The 19290-nt window shown below is 33.8% G+C and carries 19 protein-coding genes; 11 read left to right on the forward strand and 8 right to left on the reverse strand.

The features are described from left to right. The first annotated feature begins 612 nt into the window (after window positions 1-612). From ASE21_RS07165 to ASE21_RS07195, 7 genes are all read left to right on the forward strand, one after another. Window positions 613-1800 carry a phosphoglycerate kinase gene (locus tag ASE21_RS07165; protein WP_057121918.1) on the forward strand — a complete coding sequence of 396 codons (1188 nt, stop codon included), beginning with the start codon at window positions 613-615 and terminating at the stop codon, window positions 1798-1800. Between the two features lie 110 nt (window positions 1801-1910). Further along, window positions 1911-3758 carry a LysM peptidoglycan-binding domain-containing protein gene (locus ASE21_RS07170; protein ID WP_057121919.1) on the forward strand — a complete coding sequence of 616 codons (1848 nt, stop codon included), beginning with the start codon at window positions 1911-1913 and terminating at the stop codon, window positions 3756-3758. Between the two features lie 46 nt (window positions 3759-3804). Beyond that, entirely contained in the window at window positions 3805-4773 is a 969-nt protein-coding gene (locus tag ASE21_RS07175; protein ID WP_057121920.1) for a DUF4837 family protein, read from the forward strand. A gap of 135 nt (window positions 4774-4908) precedes the next feature. Next, window positions 4909-5565, forward strand: a complete 657-nt coding sequence (locus ASE21_RS07180) for a DUF1579 domain-containing protein (RefSeq protein WP_057121921.1) — start codon at window positions 4909-4911, stop codon at window positions 5563-5565. 227 nt (window positions 5566-5792) lie between these two features. Then, window positions 5793-6215: a hypothetical protein gene (locus ASE21_RS07185; protein WP_057121922.1), complete on the forward strand. Its 423-nt coding sequence runs from the start codon at window positions 5793-5795 to the stop codon at window positions 6213-6215. 1 nt (window position 6216) lies between these two features. After that, window positions 6217-6822: a DUF6915 family protein gene (locus ASE21_RS07190; protein ID WP_057121923.1), complete on the forward strand. Its 606-nt coding sequence runs from the start codon at window positions 6217-6219 to the stop codon at window positions 6820-6822. A gap of 203 nt (window positions 6823-7025) precedes the next feature. Next, a complete protein-coding gene (locus ASE21_RS07195) occupies window positions 7026-7472 on the forward strand; it encodes a GNAT family N-acetyltransferase (protein ID WP_057122357.1) in 447 nt (148 codons plus the stop codon). 169 nt (window positions 7473-7641) lie between these two features. Here the strand turns inward: ASE21_RS07195 and ASE21_RS07200 are convergent, their stop codons facing one another. The 4 genes from ASE21_RS07200 to rnpA all read right to left on the reverse strand — a co-directional run bounded on the left by ASE21_RS07200 (window position 7642) and on the right by rnpA (window position 11384). After that, window positions 7642-8445, reverse strand: a complete 804-nt coding sequence (locus ASE21_RS07200; RefSeq protein ID WP_057121924.1) for an OmpA family protein — start codon at window positions 8443-8445, stop codon at window positions 7642-7644. 4 nt (window positions 8446-8449) lie between these two features. Beyond that, the gene (locus ASE21_RS07205) at window positions 8450-10087 is read right to left on the reverse strand and encodes a S41 family peptidase (protein ID WP_057121925.1); all 1638 of its coding nucleotides are present in this window, start codon (window positions 10085-10087) and stop codon (window positions 8450-8452) included. Then, window positions 10084-10827 carry a DUF4349 domain-containing protein gene (locus ASE21_RS07210; RefSeq protein WP_242410236.1) on the reverse strand — a complete coding sequence of 248 codons (744 nt, stop codon included), beginning with the start codon at window positions 10825-10827 and terminating at the stop codon, window positions 10084-10086. The genes ASE21_RS07205 and ASE21_RS07210 overlap by 4 nt, the downstream gene beginning before the upstream one ends. Window positions 10828-10979: 152 nt before the next feature. Then, on the reverse strand, window positions 10980-11384 hold the full coding sequence (gene rnpA / locus ASE21_RS07215) for a ribonuclease P protein component (protein WP_057121927.1): 405 nt from the start codon (window positions 11382-11384) through the stop codon (window positions 10980-10982). Window positions 11385-11510: 126 nt separating this feature from the next. Between rnpA and ASE21_RS07220 the strand changes: the two genes are divergently transcribed. The 4 genes from ASE21_RS07220 (at window position 11511) to ASE21_RS07240 (ending at window position 15096) form a co-directional block, all read left to right on the forward strand. Beyond that, complete coding sequence (locus ASE21_RS07220) at window positions 11511-12257, forward strand: lysophospholipid acyltransferase family protein (protein WP_057121928.1); 747 nt, start codon at window positions 11511-11513, stop codon at window positions 12255-12257. 45 nt (window positions 12258-12302) lie between these two features. Beyond that, entirely contained in the window at window positions 12303-13295 is a 993-nt protein-coding gene (locus ASE21_RS07225) for an acyl-ACP desaturase (RefSeq protein WP_057121929.1), read from the forward strand. Window positions 13296-13495: 200 nt separating this feature from the next. Next, complete coding sequence (locus ASE21_RS07235) at window positions 13496-14149, forward strand: HD domain-containing protein (protein ID WP_057121931.1); 654 nt, start codon at window positions 13496-13498, stop codon at window positions 14147-14149. 380 nt (window positions 14150-14529) lie between these two features. After that, complete coding sequence (locus ASE21_RS07240; protein ID WP_057121932.1) at window positions 14530-15096, forward strand: hypothetical protein; 567 nt, start codon at window positions 14530-14532, stop codon at window positions 15094-15096. Between the two features lie 290 nt (window positions 15097-15386). On the opposite strand, the gene ASE21_RS07245 is transcribed toward ASE21_RS07240, so the two are convergent. The 4 genes from ASE21_RS07245 to ASE21_RS07255 all read right to left on the reverse strand — a co-directional run bounded on the left by ASE21_RS07245 (window position 15387) and on the right by ASE21_RS07255 (window position 19273). Further along, on the reverse strand, window positions 15387-16544 hold the full coding sequence (locus tag ASE21_RS07245) for a hypothetical protein (protein ID WP_057121933.1): 1158 nt from the start codon (window positions 16542-16544) through the stop codon (window positions 15387-15389). A 262-nt stretch (window positions 16545-16806) separates the two neighbouring features. Then, window positions 16807-16929, reverse strand: a complete 123-nt coding sequence (locus tag ASE21_RS21735; protein WP_128414667.1) for a FeoB-associated Cys-rich membrane protein — start codon at window positions 16927-16929, stop codon at window positions 16807-16809. A gap of 5 nt (window positions 16930-16934) precedes the next feature. Continuing rightward, window positions 16935-19034: a ferrous iron transport protein B gene (gene feoB, locus ASE21_RS07250; protein ID WP_057121934.1), complete on the reverse strand. Its 2100-nt coding sequence runs from the start codon at window positions 19032-19034 to the stop codon at window positions 16935-16937. Next, entirely contained in the window at window positions 19034-19273 is a 240-nt protein-coding gene (locus ASE21_RS07255; protein WP_057121935.1) for a ferrous iron transport protein A, read from the reverse strand. The genes feoB and ASE21_RS07255 overlap by 1 nt, the downstream gene beginning before the upstream one ends. Window positions 19274-19290: the final 17 nt, after the last annotated feature.

Below are 19290 nucleotides of genomic sequence, written 5' to 3' on the forward strand. Positions count from 1 at the left end.
AATTGAAATTGGTGTGCAAATCTAAGCAGTAGATGTGGTATATCTCTAAGTGTTTATACCTTTTTGATGATTTTTTGCCACATTTTCTATATGCGTCAGAAAACTATTGCAGAATTAAAAACCACCTTAAAAAAGCTGCTCAAGGATTAATAATTCTGTAAAAATGATAGTACAACCATTTATAAAAAGACTTATTCGAGAAAATACTGGAAGATTTGTTTTTTGTACTAGCGGTGGAAATTGAAATTTTCCGAATAAGATTATTCAGGAGTTTTGTAATAAACGTATTAGATATATGATTAAATGCTTAAAATAAAAACAAATTTTAAGATATTTCTTTCTTTTTGTAAAGATAACTCATTTTTGAAATTAGACAATAAGTATATTTTATATATTATTTTGTTAATCCATTAAATTTTAAATAAGGTTTTTTATTCCGACACCTATTAAATTATTATCTAAAATTGTTTTTAATACTTAATAAACCAATTTATTTGTGAATTTATAACGTTTTCGTTCATTTTGCTTCCTCTTTTTTAGTTTATTCGAATTTATTAGTACTTTAAAAGTCCTATATTTGTTTTTCTTTCTAAAAATCTAAAAAAATATCAAATGAAAACTTTAAGCGATTTCGATTTTAAAAATAAAAAAGCAATAATCCGTGTAGACTTTAACGTGCCGTTGGATGAGAATTTTAATGTAACAGACACAACACGTATTGAAGCTGCAAAACCAACCATAGATACTATTTTATCACAAGGCGGTAGTGTAATCTTAATGTCACATTTAGGAAGACCAAAAGGTGCTGAAGAAAAATATTCTTTAAAACATATATTAAAAACAGCTTCTGAAATTTTAGGTGTTGAGGTTAAGTTTGCTGAAAATTGTGTTGGCGAACCAGCTCAGACAGCTGCTAAAAATTTACAGCCGGGAGAAGTTTTGTTACTTGAAAATTTACGTTTTCACTCTGAAGAAGAAGGCGGAGATGTTGATTTTGCAAAAGAACTGGCTTCACTTGGAGACATTTATGTAAACGATGCTTTCGGTACTGCACACAGAGCGCACGCTTCGACTACAATTATTGCACAGTTTTTTCCAAACGATAAAACATTCGGAACATTACTGGCAAAAGAAATTGAAAGCTTAAACAAAGTACTTAAAAATAGTGAAAAACCGGTAACAGCAGTTTTGGGAGGTTCTAAAGTTTCTTCTAAAATTACCGTTATCGAAAATATCCTGGATAAAGTAGACCACATGATTATTGGCGGAGGAATGACTTTTACTTTCATCAAAGCACAAGGTGGAAAAATTGGGGAATCAATCTGTGAAGATGATAAACTTGATTTAGCGCTGGAAATCTTAAGATTAGCAAAAGAAAAAAATGTTCAGGTTCATATTCCTGTTGATGTTGTGGCCGCAGATGATTTTTCAAACTCAGCAAATACACAAATTGTAGATGTAAATGCAATTCCGGACGGATGGCAGGGTCTTGATGCAGGTCCAAAATCTTTAGAAAACTTCAAAAAAGTAATTTTAGAGTCAAAAACTATTCTTTGGAATGGTCCGTTAGGAGTTTTTGAAATGGAAACTTTCTCAAAAGGAACTATTGCATTAGGAGATTTTATTGCAGAAGCAACTAAAAATGGTGCTTTTTCATTAGTTGGAGGAGGAGATTCTGTTGCTGCAGTAAAACAATTTGGTTTTGAGGACAAAATGAGCTACGTTTCTACTGGCGGCGGGGCAATGCTTGAAATGCTTGAGGGTAAAGTTTTACCTGGAATTGCAGCAATTTTAGACTAAAAAATCACAATTAACATTTTTTTGCGTATATTTAAGCCTTAAACTTTTTAAGTTTGCAAAAATAACAGTTCTATAATTATTTGATTTATAGAATTTTAAAAAAATGTTATATGATTGTAAAGAAAATTTCATTAGCGGTAACTACTTTATTTTCCATAACGATGTTCGCACAGCAGTCTTCTGCCGAACTTTCAAAAGAAATAAAGTCCGAAGTAAAGTTGTCTTACTTAGATTCTATTAAAAGCACATTCAAAAAAGATGATCTGGCGACAAAAGTAGACAGTCTTTGGATGAATGAGTTAGTAAGCTTAGATATCTACGATGATTTGACAAAAGATATTCAAACCATTAACAAGGATGTTACTGTTGATGAAGAATTGCCAACAGAATTGCTTAAAGAGCGTCTGGCGGCAATGAATGCAAAATCTCCCTTTGAGATTGAATACAATCAGGGGTTAGAAAATGTAATTAAGTCATTTTTAAAAAATCGCAGAAAATCATTTTCACGATTAATGGCTTTATCAGAATACTACTTTCCAATATTTGAGGAAACATTCGCCAAAGAAAAAGTTCCTTTGGAAATAAAATATTTAGCCGTTGTAGAATCTGCTTTAAATCCTAAAGCAGTTTCTAAAATGGGCGCTACCGGACTTTGGCAGTTTATGTATGGAACCGGAAAACAATACGCTTTAAAAATTGATTCGTATATCGATGAAAGAAGCGATCCTCTTAAAGCTACAGCAGCCTGCTCAGATTATATGGCAAAAATGTTTAACATTTTTAATGACTGGGAACTTGTTTTGGCTTCTTATAATTCAGGTCCCGGAAATGTAACTAAAGCAATTCGTCGTTCTGGCGGTAAAACAGGTTACTGGGACATTCGTAATTATCTTCCAAAAGAAACTCAAGGTTATGTTCCGGCATTTTATGCCACAATGTATCTTTTTGAATACCATAAAGAACACGGAATAAACCCTGAAAGAGCTGTCGTGAAAAACTTTGAGACAGATACGGTCGCCATTAAAAATGAAATGTCATTTAAACAAATTGCAGATTTGTTAGACATGCCTCAATCACAGCTTCAGCTTTTAAATCCTTCTTATAAATTAAATGTTGTGCCTGCTTATCATGGAGAGCAGAATTTTCTTCGCTTACCAAAAGACAAAATAGCCGCTTTTGTTTCAAATGAAGATAAAATCTATGCTTACGTAAAACATGAAGCAGATTTCAAAACAATTCCAACTCGTTTAGCAGCGAAAATTGCACCAAAAGGAAGACCTCTTAAAGACACTAAATCTTTAGAAGTTTCAAAAGATATCGAATTTTATAAAGTTAAAAAAGGAGATAATTTAGGTTCTATTGCTGATAAGTATAACGTAAATATTTCGGACTTAAAAAAATGGAATAATCTTAAATCAAATGCAGTTGCATTAGGCAAAACATTAAAAATTAAATCAGATATTGATTCTTCGGCAAAAGCAGTTAAAGAACCAAAAACATTACCTGCTGTAGAGAAAAATACCGGAGAAGCAATTGCTTCTGCAGAAGATAATGATAAAGTTTCAATACAAACTGTTGAGTATGTTGTAGCAGCCGGAGACAATTTAGGAAGTATTGCTAAAAAATTCGGTACGACTATTGCGGACTTAAAAGAGTTAAATGACCTTACTTCTAATAATATTGGTTTAGGAAAAACATTAGTGGTTTCTAAAATGGTTACAGAGATCCAGGAGCCTGTTTCGACTGCTATTGCCTCTGTTAACCCTGCCGTAGATTCTTTTAAAAAGAAATCTGCTTCTGCAAAATCACTGGGAGAAGATTATTACGTTAAAAAAGGTGATTCTTTATACAGTATTTCTAAAAAATATCCTGGAGTAACAATTTCAGATATAAAAAAATGGAATGGTATTAAAGATGAAGATATCAAACCCGGAATGAAACTTAAAATAAACGGATAATTCAAAATCTTATTTAAATTTGGGTTTTATTTCATAAATTAAGAAAATGAATAAAACCCATTTTTTATTTATAATACTTCCGTTTCTGCTGATTTCCTGTTTAAAGACAGATAAACAGCAACAGCCTGTTTCCGGAAAAACAAATACCATTTCTATAATTATCGACGATCAATTGTGGTATGGAGAAGTAGGCGACAGTATCCGAAATAAATTTGCATCTCCAGTTTTAGGCTTAACACAGGAAGAGCCGCTTTTTACAATCAATCAATATCCCGCTAAACTTCTCGAAGGATTCGTAACCGACAGCCGAAGCATAATTGTAGTTAAAAAATCAGCTGTAGAAAAGTTTGAAATAATCCATAATAAATCTTTGCCGCACAACACCTTTCGTATTTACGGAAAGTCTGTTGATGATATAATTTGCAGTATCGAACTAAATTCGGCACAAATCATCAAAATGATTCGAGACGCAGAGATCGAAAAAATTCAGGAAGATAATCGCAAATCACTTTTAAATCCTGCCGTTATAAAAAACAAATTCCATATTGATATCCAAATTCCAACCGGATATGAATATATGCTTCATAAAAAAAACTTTATCTGGCTGAAAAAAGATATTATCAGCGGAAACACAAGTTTATTAATCTATCAAATTCCACTTCATAATTTCAAAACCCGCGGTAATGTTGTAGGCAATATTGTTGCAATGCGGGATTCTATTGGCTATTACATCAAAGGAAGAGAACCCAAAACGAGAATGATTACGGGAGAAGCTTATGCGCCTTATTTTTCGAATACAACTCTAGACGGAAAAGAAGCTTTTGAAACCAAAGGAACATGGGAGCTTAAAAATGATTTTATGGCCGGGCCTTTCATTAATTATGCAATTGTTGATCCGGTTTACAATCGGATTTTAGTTATTGAAGGATTTTGTTATTCGCCTTCAAACCAGGAACGGGATTTAATGTTCGATCTCGAAGCTATTATAAAATCTGTTAAAATAGATAAACGGTGAGTTTTTTTTGTTTCAGTATCAAAATTGAAGTTTCAAATTGAATGCGAACCATCAGCCTGAAGTTTGAAACCTGAAGTAAAGCCATTAATATTTTTCTTACTTTTGTTTTTGTAACAAACCTAAAAACAAATACTTATGAAAAAATTAACCACAACATTAGTAATTATTGCACTATGTTTTATTTCTTGTAAAAAAGAGGTAAAAACTGAAAATGGAACAGTAACCGTTTCTGATAGTATAAAATCAGACAGCGTAAAAACGGAAGAAGCAACTACTGAAGCCCCGGTAGATTCTGCTGCGCAAGTAAAAGCCTGGCAGGAATACGCCACTCCCGGAGCATCTCATAAATTATTGGCCGATGAAGCTGGTACATGGAATTGCGAAATGACGTTTTGGAGTGAACCTGACGGGAAACCTGAAAAATCAACTTCTGTAGCCAGCATTAAAATGATTTTGGGCGGACGCTATCAGGAATCAAATTATCAGGGAAAAATTATGGGAGCACCATTTGAAGGAAAAAGTACAGTTGCTTATAACAACGCCAGTAAAGAATTCACCACGACTTTTATCGATAATATGGGAACCGGAATGATGGTTGGTAGCGGAAAATATAATGATGGAACAAAAAGTATTGAGTACAAAGGTGAAATGGTGGATCCTGTAAATGGAAAAAAATCTCCTTATAGAGAAATTTATACTATTGTTGATCCTGCTACACGTAAAATAGAAATGTTTGATATGAAAAACGGAAAAGAATACAAAAGCATGGAAATTATAATGAAAAAGAAATGATAATGTTTCCTGCAAGGTTTTAAAGCCTTGTTGTTTTCAATATTTCTAATATAATCCTGATTGCATTTTGTAATCAGGATTTTTTTTGAATTCTATGTTTTGAATCAACATAAAAAGTAAATAAAAACTTACATTTGTAAAATTAAGTTTAACGACTTCATTCTGAAAGATTATGATTTAGGAAAAGTTGTAATCAAACTTAAAGTATAAAAATAAATTAATAAAGCATGGCAAAATACGTAATTCACAAAGTAAGTTTCTTTTTTACAGATGATTCATTGATAATATTACCAGAGGAAGAAGTAAGAGGAAGCGTTGTAGCGACATTCAATAATTTGGATGAAGCAAAAGCAGAAAAGGAAAAACAGGATATTATTTCGATGAAAAAATTATCCGGCTTTGATGTGAAACAATTCTATTACGAGGAAGATAATCAGCAAAAAGTTTTTGAAGAATTGAAGAAATTTTATCTTTCCGATTTTAACTTAGAAATTTCTGAAGACGAACATTTTAATTTTCCGGATACAATCTCTGAAGAACAGGCGAAAAAATTCATGGAAATTCTGAATGTAAAGTTTCATTATATAATGGAATATGAAGATGATGAAGATCCAGCCGATTTTGAAGATTACGATCAAATAGAATTTTAATATGAATGCAGTTTTACATTCTCAAATATCAGTTCGAAAACGCGGAGGCGTAGTGGAAGATTATCTTAAAATCCATGATTTTATGGATAGTACAAAAGAACTCTGCAGCGACAACAGGCACAGAATCCTTCATACTATGTGGGGAATCAAAAGGGTTATCGTTCCCATTTTTGGCCACACTATTATCAATACCAATGATAAACAGATTAACGTGAAAGATATGTGTGAACAAGACCATATTCTGCCGGATTACCAAAACAGGTTTATTCCTAATCTGTCAGATTTTGTAAATGCGATTGACGACGAAGCTGTTTCAAATTATGATTTTAAGAAGTTTGCAGAAAGTTATGAGGATGATCAGGAACTTATGGAATTGCTTTTATCGCCGCTTAGTATTACAGGTTCAATAAAATCTCTTTTATTAACTCACAATTCCTGGTTTTTAAATGAAATTGTTCCAAAAGTTTTAAAACGTAAAGTCGAGATAAAAGACTTCGGAATAAGTCCGTCAGATTTGTTTAATAACATGAAATTTAAACTCTGGATGGATAATGGAAATTCTTATCCGGAAAGCTGCAAACATACTTTAGGAAAAATAGTAGGTTAAAATTGTTTTAAATACCGCATTCAAAGCTTATACGATTATCTAATGTGTTCTCAGAGTTGAACCTTCGGAATAATATTATTGAAATCGCCAAAGAATAAAATCCCGTTTACAATCTGTAATCGGGATTTTTATTTGAGAATAATGCCGTAATTTTGTTTTTTGCCGATTATGAAAATCATCGTGAATTAACAACAAAAATAAGAATGGAATTAAAATGGAAAATAAAGCCGTTTGAAGTATTAACGGTAAATGAACTATATGATTTACTCAAACTAAGAAGTGAAATCTTTGTAGTGGAACAAAACTGCGTTTATTTGGATATTGACGGTAAAGACAAAAAAGCTTTACACTTAATTGGGGAATACGATGGTAAAGTTGTAGCCTATTCACGTTTATTCGATGCAGGAATAAGTTTCGATAATGCTTCAATTGGAAGAGTGGTAGTCGATCAAAATTATCGTGATAAAAAATGGGGACACGATTTAATGCGTGAAGCAATTGCCGGAATCAAATCTAATTTCGGTAAAGATAAAATCACAATAGGCGCACAATTATATTTAAAAAAGTTTTATGAAAGTCATGGATTTGTTCAGTCCAGCGAAATGTATCTGGAAGATGATATTGAACATATTGAAATGATTCGGGAATAGATTTTTTTGTGTTTTACTTAAAAAAAAACGAAACAATGTTGCAATAATGTATTTTGTAAATTTTCTATAATTCTTTAAGAATGAAATAAAACATTCATATTCAATCAATTAATTACTATTTTTTAAAGTTATTGTTGAAGTATTTGTGTTTTAGTTTGATATAGAAAATTTAGATTTTCGTAATTAAAAATTCAACACGTCTGTCGAAGCTGTCGCCTCTTTTTAAGGGAAATTTATTGCCGCAGCCTTGATAGCGCATTCTGCTTTTAGAAATTTTTCGGGTATTTAAATAATAAAAAACATTTTTAGCGCGGTTCCATGAAAGCTTTCTTTCTTTTGTATCCTTGTCAATGGCATCCTGATAGATGTTTGGTGTACAGCAAACATGACCTCTGATTTCGAATTGTATATTTTTTTGCTTTTGGAGTATTTGAGCGATTTTGTCAAGTTCTTTTTTAGAATTATAAGTTAGTCGGGCACTTCCCATTTCAAAAAGAATATTTTGCAGATAAATTTTATCACCAACCTTCAATTTGTCTTTAAAAGAAGTATAACCCTCTATTAAGAAACTGTTTCGTTTTACAACGATCAAATCAACCCGTCGGTTCCTTAAACGGGTTTCGTATAAATTTTCAACCGTATCGGGCCGGACTACAACCCGGCCTTTACCTTCTAAAATAACAATTTTGCTTTGTCTTAATCCGGAAGAAATCAGTAAATTTTGTATGGTATTAACGCGGTCATGAGATAATTTGAAGTTGTAATCGTCAGTACCGCGATCATCACAATAGCCGTAGATTTGTATAGATTCAACTTTTGCGGTGTCTATCGATTTTATAAAATTATTTACAACTCTGCTCTGCGGTTCAGTAAGATCGTACTTGTCGAAATCAAAGTAAACGGTTTCGATTGGTTTTTGCTGCGCCGATATATTGTAAATAATAAACAAAAACAGGACCCGGGAAAGTTTCATTTTTCTACATTTTTAAAATCGTTTTATATTCAGTTTGATTATTTAATACGTTTACTGCTCTTTTGATTTCTGAATTGTTCTTGATATAAAACTGATACAAACCTTCCTGGTATTGGTATCTTTTGATAAGCTCTTCCTGAATTAAACCTTTTATTTCTTTTTGGTTTTTGTCCAGTAAAGTATTTTCACTTCTTTCTAATGCGGCTAATAATTGTTGATATTCCGGAGCAATGGTCTCGTCAATTTTTTCAGTTTTGGCTGCTGCCAAAGTATTTTTCAGGGCGATTTCAGTTTCAGTATCAAAAGTGATTTTGTTAGCTTTTAAATACTGTTTAAATCCTGAATAGTCAGCGTCTGTAACGACAGGAATTTTATCGCCTAAATTTGGGTTTTTATAATAGTACGTAGTAGCGTAATCAAAGATTCCGTCATTTTTTAAAAGTGCTGAGGTAATTGGACTCATTTTTGCCTCTTCCAGTTCGATATCTGGCAATACACCTCCACCGTCATAAACTGTTCTTCCTTTTCGGGTTTTAAAAGCATTGAAGTTTTTGGCATCTGTTTTTTGGGCAACGCCGTTTTTATCTTTGTGAGCGTAGTCTAATGCCTGAATGCATCTTCCGGAAGGCGTGTAATAACGAGAAATCGTTACTTTTAACTGAGTTCCGTAAGTCAGGTCAACAGAACGCTGCACAAGACCTTTTCCAAAGCTGCGGCTTCCCAAAATTACGGCGCGGTCTAAATCCTGCAAAGCTCCTGAAACAATTTCAGAAGCAGACGCACTCCTCCCGTTTACTAAAATAGCAAGCGGGATTTCTGTGTCAATTGGTTCTTTAGTCGTTTTGTAAGTATTGTTATGTTTTTCAATTCTCGATTTTGTAGTTACAATAACTTCATTTTTAGGGACAAACAAGTTACAGATATCAATAGCTTCGTTTAATAATCCGCCGGGATTACCTCTTAAATCCAAAACAATCTGCTTTGCGCCATCAGCTTTTAATTTTTCTAAAGCCTCTTTTACTTCTGCGGAAGCCTTTCTGCTAAAATGTGCCAAAACAATATAACCGGTCTTCTCATCAATTTTTCCATAAAAAGGAACCGATTTAATATCTACTTCATCCAAAACCAGTTCGGTTGTGTAAGTTTTTCCCTGACGCAGGTATTTTATGGCAATTTTAGTGTTTTTAGTTCCTTTTAATAGTTGCGACGCATCGTCTTTAAAATCGGCAATTAAAACATCGCCAATCTGTATAATTTCGTCACCCGCTTTTAGTCCGGCTTTATCAGCTGGATAATTTTTATAAGGTTCACGAACAATTAAACGATCTTTTTTGCGGGCAATCATAGCGCCAATTCCGGTATATTCTCCCGTGTTGTTAATTTTAAAATTAACAACATCCTGTTCATTAAAGTAAACCGTATAGGGATCTAAACTTGCTAACATGCTTTTAATAGCTTTGTCCATCAAGTCACCCGGATTTGTTTCGTCAACATAATTGGTATTCACCGCTTTAAACAGTGTTGTAAAGATTTCTATTTGCTTGGCTATCTCAAAAAAGTCTTCTTTGAAACTGGTTCCAATAAATAATAATCCCGTCGCAACAGTTGGTATAATGAATTTCTTTTTGAAATAACGATTCATGATTGTTGTTTTTTTCTTTTTAATCTTTTTCTAATAAAATAGGCTAATACACAAAATATAATTACAAACGGCCAAACGCTGATAATTGATATGAAGAAGCTTGACAAACTAAAAAATCCTGATTTAACAGCTGTCCAGACTTTTGATCCGTAAGATAACTGCACGGCTTCCTGCTCCGGAAGATTTTTATAAAACTCAATTGTTACGGTGCTTTCAGAAACCCTGCTTTCTAAATATTTTAATTGGCCTTCTTTGGCTTCGATTTCCTCGCGGATAATTGAAATTTGTTTTTCAATTTCTAAAATCTCACTAATCTTAACTGCCTTTTGTAAAATCTGCAGATAGCGTTCTTCCAGTTTTCTTTTTGTTTTTAATCTGGTAGTCAGATCAATGTATTGTTCTGTAACATCCTCTGCTGTAATTTCTTTTCTTTCGAAATATGAAACTCCTTTTGAAATCGTATTGATAAAGTTATCAAAATTCTGGCTTGGTACCCGGACGGTTATATTGTGAAAAATTGTTCCATAATCCTTACCTTCAGAATCATTTTGAATTTTTCCCTGATTCTTTTTAATGGCACTTTGAATCTGATTATATGTTTCTTCTAAATCATTGGTCTCAAATCGAAGAGATGCTTGTTTTATAATTTTCTGAGGAATTTCAGGCGACGCAGGATTGATGTTTTTATCTGCATTTTTATTGGCAGCCGATGGAGCAGCAGCCGATTCTATTGCCATCATTTCTGGCTCCATTTGTTTATTACAACCACAAAAAACAAGAAGAATTACAGATAAAAAGAAAATGTATCGCATAAAATTTCAATTTAGTGCTAAAACTACAATTTTTTTATAATTTTTTATCTGATTTAGCGTACAAAGTTGACTTTGAAGCTTTATAAATCCTTTTTAATTTCAGAATCCTGAGTTTTGTTTATCTGCTGCACAAATTTCTCAAACAGCTGAATTGTTTTGGTATTGATTTCTTCGTAAGATAATCTGTCTTTTGTCTGGTAAAAAAGCATAATCGAGTAAGGCTGATCCAGATTGTTTAAAAGCAGCTGTTTGTTTAATCGATAGGTTTCTCTTAAAACCCTTTTGAAGTAATTTCGATCTACGGCTTTCTTAAAATACTTTTTAGAAACCGATACGCCGACTTTTGTATTCTCCTGAATGTTTTCTTCCGCTTGACGGTAAACCAGACGAAGCGGATATTTTGAAACCGATTTACCTTCGGAAAACAATAATCCAATCGTCGTTTTGCTCTTTAAGCGTTCATTTTTACCGTAGGTGAAGTTCATTTAATTCAGAAAAAAGTTGCAATTTTAGGGGCAAAGGTACAATTAAACCATAAAAACAGTTATTGTTTTCAATTTTTCTAACGCTAAAAATATATTTATTACTTTTGACCTCAAATTTTTTCAAGCATGCAAAAGATAATTTCATATCCAATTTCCGTAATTTATTATTTATGTTTTGGATTGTGTTTGGCTGTTTTTCACCCAATACAATGGATCTGCCTTAATCTTTTTGGTTATCAGGCTCACAAAAAAAGTGTCGATTATTTAAATCTCTGCCTTTTAAGATGTACAAATCTGGTAGGAACGACTTATAAAGTTACCGGTGTAGAGACAATTCCAACTGGCGTTCCAATTATTTTTGTGTCAAATCACCAAAGTATGTACGATATCGTGGCAATGATTTGGTACTTTAGACGTTTTCATTGTAAATTTGTAAGTAAGAAGGAGTTAGGAAGCGGAATCCCGAGCGTATCATTTAATTTACGCCACGGAGGATCTGTTTTAATTGACCGTAAAGACCCTAAACAAGCGATTCCCGTAATCAAAGGCTTGTCTGAATATATAGAAAAAAATAAAAGATCTGCTGTTATTTTTCCGGAAGGAACCCGCAGTAAAACAGGTAAACCTAAAGAATTTGCCCAAAGCGGTTTGAAAATTCTGTGTAAATATGCGCCATCAGCGTATGTTGTTCCGGTAAGCATTAATAATTCCTGGAAAATGGTTCGTTACGGTATGTTTCCGGTTGGTTTAGGAAACCATCTTACTTTTACGGCACACAAAGCAATGGCAGTAAAAGATTATGATTTTGCCCAATTAATGGAATTAACAGAAAAGGCAGTTGTTGAAGGAGTAAACGAGTATAAACAGGTTTAAATTTTAGTCCGAGCTAAAATATAAATCCCAAATTTAAAATAAGTAATGTCTATAAAAAACATTAGATTAGAAGTGATGCAGTTTTTGGAAAAAAACGTTGACAGCTTCGTTGAACAGTATTTAATTCCTGTAGAAAAGATTTGGCAGCCGTCAGATTTCCTGCCTAATTCTGAAGGAGAGAACTTCTTTGAGGAGGTAAAGGAACTGCGTGAAATTGCTAAAGAATTACCATACGATTTTTGGGTAACCCTTGTAGGTGATACTATTACCGAAGAAGCTTTGCCTACATACGAGTCCTGGTTAATGGATGTGGAAGGTGTTGACCAGATTGAAAATGGCGGTAATGGCTGGTCAAAATGGATCAGGCAATGGACCGGAGAAGAAAACCGACATGGTGATTTACTAAATAAATACCTGTATTTGTCTGGTCGTGTTAATATGCGTGAAATCGAAATGACGACACAGCATTTAATTAACGACGGTTTTGATATTGGAACCGGATCTGATCCGTACAAAAACTTTGTGTACACTAGTTTTCAGGAATTAGCAACTTATGTATCGCACAACAGAGTAGCTCAGATGGCTAAGAAATTTGGTGATAATAAATTGTCGAAAATGTGTAAAATGATTGCTGGTGATGAAATGCGCCACCATCATGCTTACAGCGAATTTGTAACACGTATTTTTCAGGTTGATCCAAGCGAAATGATGCTGGCGTTTCAATACATGATGAAACAAAAAATCGTTATGCCGGCTCATTTTTTAAGAGAATCGGGTCAAAAAATAAGTTCTGCTTTTGAACAGTTTTCTGATTCTGCCCAGCGAATTGGTGTTTATACTGCAAACGATTATGTCGATATTATGCAAAAACTAATCACCAAATGGGAAATTGATAAGATCACAAACTTAACTGATGAAGCAGAAAAAGCGCGTGATTACTTAATGAAATTACCGGCTCGTATGGCAAGAATTTCTGAAAGGTTAGTAATTCCTGCTGAAGGTCATATCTTTAAATGGGTTGAACCTGCGAAACTTTAAATTTTAGAGTTTAGAATGTAGATTTTCCTAAAACGCCACAAAGTTGCGTTTTTAAAATAAAAAAATATGTTGATTGGAAAAGCTGGTAAATCTTTGACAATCAACATTTTTATTTTTATCAAATTTGCATTTTTCCAAATTTCAACCTTATAATCCAATTTTCTGGAAAATAAAAAAGTAGTCAGAATATACAAGAACTTATGAATCATACAGAACTAATAAACAAAACAATTGCCTTTGTAAAACAAAAATTAAACGATGCCGAAGGCGGACATGACTGGTTTCATATCGAGCGTGTTTATAAAAATGCACTTTTAATAGCTGCAGATACAAACTGCGATAAAGCAGTTGTCGAATTAGGGGCTTTACTTCATGATATTGCAGACAGTAAATTTCATAACGGAGATGAAACCATAGGTCCGAAAACAGCACGGTTATTTTTAGAGTCTGAAAATGTTTCTGAGGAAATAATCCAACATGTTGTCAATATCATTGAGAATATATCTTACAAAGGCGGCAATTTCGAAAAGAAATTTGCATCTGTCGAGTTAGACATTGTTCAGGATGCAGATCGTTTGGATGCAATTGGGGCAATTGGAATTGCAAGAGCATTTAATTACGGAGGTTTCAAAAACCGTGCTTTGTATAATCCTGCAATCGCACCCGTAACTAATATGACTAAAGAAGAATATAAAAAAAATAATGCGCCGACAATTAATCATTTCTACGAAAAGCTTTTGCTTCTAAAAGATAAAATGAACACCGAAAAAGGAAAACAAATCGCTGCCGAAAGACATCATTTTATGGAATTATTTCTTGCCCAGTTTTATGCGGAGTGGGAAGGAGTGAAGTAGGGTTTGGTCTCGGTATTCAGTCTCAGTATTCAGTCTCAGTTTTCAGTTGCAGTCCATTAGGGCGGTATTTATATACGAAAATGTCCCAGCGGTGTCGATATATTTAAAAAAACGATTTCATAAAAAATTGCTATTAAATATATCGACCCCGCTGAGGCTTTATGTTGCTTGTTGATAAGCTCTATAAATATGCTTGAACATTTGTATATTTCATGCCATTTAGACTTTGCGACTGAATACTGAGACTGAATACTGAGACTGAAAACTGAGACTGAACACTAAATACTCAGCAAAAGCCAAAATATACTATTTTTAAATAGTAGTATTTTCCTGATACGTTTTGTGATATATTTGTGTCCAAACCAAAAACAAAATTTTAAATGGGAAAAATATACTTTATTATGATCCTCTTATTCAGTATGATGTGCACTGCGCAAACTACTATTAAAGAGGAATTGTCTATTAAAGACGGAGATTCAATTCGTACTACAAAAATCAGATTTGGGAATGACCTCGTAACTGTAACCAGTACTCCTGAGTGGAAATTTGCTCTGCTTGAAGGTGTTCCGGTTGCTTCATCGAGCGGAGTGATTTTAAAAATTTCCTCAGTGGCCGATAAAATTATTTATACGGATGAGGTTTGCGAGTATTATATCCACAATGAATGCAACCCTGCGATTGATAAATGTTTTTATGAGAAAATTGACAATCGTACTACCTTGTTTCATAGACGTTATAATGTTGATGATCCAAGATATTATTACCGAATTACAAATGTTCTGCCAAAACACGTGGTTCTTTTAGAATGGTATGCCGATATTCCGGTAGATGGAAATGAATACGATACCAAGTTAAAACTGGATTATTATGCCGAATATTTAGAACGGAACAACATTGAAATTTCTCAGAATTATTTTGCTAAAACAACGCCGGCTAAAAAGAAATAAATTTATAAATACAAAAAGCCCCATACACCAAATATGAGGCTTTTTGAGTTTTAATAAGTATGATTTTTTATTTTGAAAATTCTGCTTAATAGAAAATTAGATAAGTGGCTCCATAAGAGTTTGGATGCTTATTGGATAACAAATTATAGAACATCATAGGGAAAATAAAAAGACCCAAGCAGGTGATAATTCGATTCCGCTTGGGCTTCAACTTATTTATAAATACGTTCCTTAGATGTGATTTTATACTTTTCTAAAGAACTTAAAAACTGTGACTGAAAATAATAAACCTATGGTAGTATAGTATAATTTATGTATGAATTGACAGGAGGTGCTGTGCTATACAGAACTGTAAATCCAGAACCTGCCGTACGCGTTCCTACTGCAAGACTAACAATACTTCCATTTGAAGGAGTTTCGTAAGTAAGCATTATAACGGCGTTTGAAGTAACATTTACATCATTAATTACCTGAGATGCTGTGTTGGTACAGGAGACACGCCCTTTGATAATAGGCATTTTGCGCACAACACCTGTATTGTCTACAGTCAGCATTTGATCTGATGAAGTACCAGTTTGTAATCCGTTTAATTTAATTGGATTTGCAGCAGCAGAAACTTCCAGCGCAGTAGATGGAGTAATGGTTCCAATACCAATACGATTGTTAATAGCATCTACGTAAAGATGGTAAGATCCGGTACCATTTTGAGCCAGACCATAATTTAGCGCGTCAGTTTGCATAGATTTTAAAACAAAAGAACTTTTTCCGCCAGTACCAGTATTATCGTATGGTTTTCCAAAGAACCACTCTCTTCTTGATCCATTGTCCTGCCCATCAAGCATATACATTCCACTGCCCTGAGCTCCTCCCCAGTCAACCTGCTGGTTTTCAAATATAAGGCGCCCTGAAGTGTAGTTAACCCTGTTGCTGATAATATGAATGTCATTCACTACATCAAGTGCGTAATTAGGTGTAGAACCATAACCACCACTATTTGAAGGCAGTCCTATACCTACATACCCATTACCGTTAATGCGGACTCTCTCTATATTATTTGTTCTAAAAACCAGATCGTTCGAATCAGTAGTTCCAAGAAAATTTGTAGAAGAATTTGTTCCCGGGTTTCCTTTTACGCCCCAATAGTAAGGAGTAAATGCTGAAGCGGAAATCATTTTTAAAACGCCTGTAGATGCATCTGTAACAAGCACATTGTCAGTTCCCAAACCTGTTTGTAGTCCGGAGAAGCCAAGTGTAAAGGTGTCTGTTGTTGTTAAAACGGAACGTTTTGTTAAAGCACCGCCCAGCTGAATATATCCGTTAACAGTACTCAATCCATTGTTTACATAAGGATTAATAGTTACTTTTTCTCCGTTTGGAGTCACTACTGTTTTAGTTTGTGCACACATCAATCCGCAATTTATTAATAGCAAGAATGCAATCTTTTTCATAATACAATTATTTGAGTAGAATTAAATTTCAACAGGCAAAATTATTCTGAAGTTTTGCATTCAATTGCCTTCAAAAGTTTTTAAATTATCAAATTAAGGTGGGTTTGTAAGAAAAAGGTGTTTTTGTTGTTGTAATTCAGTGAGTTACTAAAGTGAAAATGCACTAAATATGTTTTTTTCTTCCGCAGTAATACGCAAAAAAAAGCTTCATAAAGAATTATATTCTTTTATGAAGCTTAAAAATTAGAATCTTAAGTGTAACTTAAGAACATCCACAGCTGCCGTCGCCGCAGTCTTTTTTCTTTTTAGATTTAAAAAAGAACTTTTTGATCAGAAAAGCAACAGCAAATCCTAATATGGCGAAAGCTATAATTTCTTGTATCATGGTATTTATTTTAAAATTTGGTAGGCAATCAATGCCGTTATATAAGCCAGGCCACTCATGAAAATCAATTGCATTGCAGGCCATTTCCATGAATTGGTTTCTTTTTTGGTAATAGCAAGTGTACTGGCGCACTGCATCGCAAAAGCGTAAAATAACAATAAAGATATTCCAGTGGCAAAATTAAATATCTTTTCACCGGTTGAAGGATTTACTTCTGCCTGCATCTTACTTTTTATAGTTGCTTCATTATCACTGTCTCCAACACTGTAAATAGTAGCTAATGTTCCAACAAAAACCTCACGTGCCGCAAAAGAGCTAATAAGCGCAATTCCGATTTTCCAGTCGTAACCTAAAGGCGAAATGACCGGTTCGATAGCGCGCCCCATTAATCCAATATAAGAGTTCTCTAATTTTTGAGAAGCGATTTCGTTTTCCAGCTGAATTTCTGACAATTGTTTTCCGGCTGTTCTTTCTTTAACGATAGTCTCAGCTTCATTAAAATCTTTTCCGGGTCCGTAAGAGGCCAAAAACCATAAAATAACAGATATTGCCAGGATGATTTTACCTGCACCAACAATAAATGCTTTTGTTTTCTCTACAACATTGATTCCGACATTTTTAAAAAGTGGCAACTTATAGCTTGGCATTTCGACAACGAAATACGTTTTGGTATCTAATTTTAATACTTTATTTAAAATATAAGCAGATAAGATGGCGGTTCCAAAACCTAAAACATACAGGAACATTAATGTTAATCCCTGTAGATTTAAAATTCCTAAAACGCGTTTACTCGGAATTACTAATGAAATAATAATGGCATAAACCGGTAGCCGGGCAGAACAAGTCGTAAAGGGTGTAACCAAAATAGTAATAAGTCTTTCTTTCCAGTTTTCGATATTTCGTGTTGCCATAATTGCCGGAATTGCGCAGGCAGTTCCTGAAATCAAAGGCACGACGCTTTTTCCCGAAAGCCCGAATCTGCGCATAATTTTATCCATGAGAAAAACAACACGGCTCATATAACCGCTTTCTTCCAGAATAGAAATAAAGAGAAACAAAAAGGCAATTTGCGGAATGAAAATAATGACCCCGCCAATTCCCGGAATAATTCCCTGAGAAAGTAAATCAGTCAGGATACCGCTTGGAAGTTCTGCAGCAGCCCAGCTGCTCAATGCCGCAAAAGTGCTGTCAATGAAATCCATAGGAATTGTCGACCAGCTAAAAATGGACTGAAAAATTAAAAACAGAATTGCTAAGAAAATTACATAACCCCAAACCTTGTGTGTTAAAACGCGGTCCAGTCTTGCCCTGATATCTTTTGCAGATGAGGCATCAATTTTTAATCCGTCTTTTAAAACATTATTAATGAACTGATAACGCTTTATAGTTTCTTTTTGCTGAAGTCGTTTTAACTCTGAATGGGATTTGGTAAAAACATTACGGATTTCATTTCGGTCTAAATTGGAGAAATTGATATCTTGTGTAATAACCAGCCATAATTTGTACAACAACTGGTTTGGAAATAATTGCTGTAAAGAATTAAAATAATCAGGATCTATATCAAATGTATTCAAACAAGCTTCATGCTGAATGGTTTTATAAGAAACAATTAAGTTTTTCAGTTCTTCAATTCCGGTACCTTTTCTGGAACTGATTAAGGCAATTTTAGTTTTTAGCTTTTCTTCAAGAAGCGGAATATCCAGAGTTATTCCTTTAGTTTCCATACGATCAGCCATATTAATAACCAAAATCGTCGGAATTTCGAGATCTTTGATCTGCGTGTAAATCAGTAAATTTCTTTTCAGGTTTTCAACATCAGTTACAACTACTGCAACATCAGGATATAATTTGTCGTTTTTGTTAAGCAAAAGTTCAATCACCACACTTTCGTCCATAGAACTGGCGTTCAGACTATATGTGCCGGGTAAATCTAAAATATTGGCTTTTATTCCATGTGGAAGTTTACAAAATCCTATTTTTTTCTCTACAGTAATTCCAGGATAATTCCCTACCTGCTGATTAAGTCCTGTAAGCTGGTTGAAAACAGAAGTTTTTCCTGTATTAGGATTCCCGATAAGGGCAACATTAATATTCTCAACGCTCATTACAAATTGTTTTGGATAAGTTCTACTTCAATTTCACGAGCGGTTTCAATACGAATGGCCACATGAGAACCGTTAATGTCTAAATACAAAGGATCTCCAAAAGGAGCAATCTGCAGTAATTGTACCTGACTGCCCGGCAAACAACCCATTTCTAATAATTTAAGAGGAATAAGTTCGATATCAAAATCCTTGATAATGGCTTTCTCGCCTTTTTTTAGAGTATGAATTGTATCTTGCAAAGCTTATTTAGATTGAA

The organism is Flavobacterium sp. Root901 (genome assembly GCF_001429765.1).
GTDB lineage: Bacteria > Bacteroidota > Bacteroidia > Flavobacteriales > Flavobacteriaceae > Flavobacterium.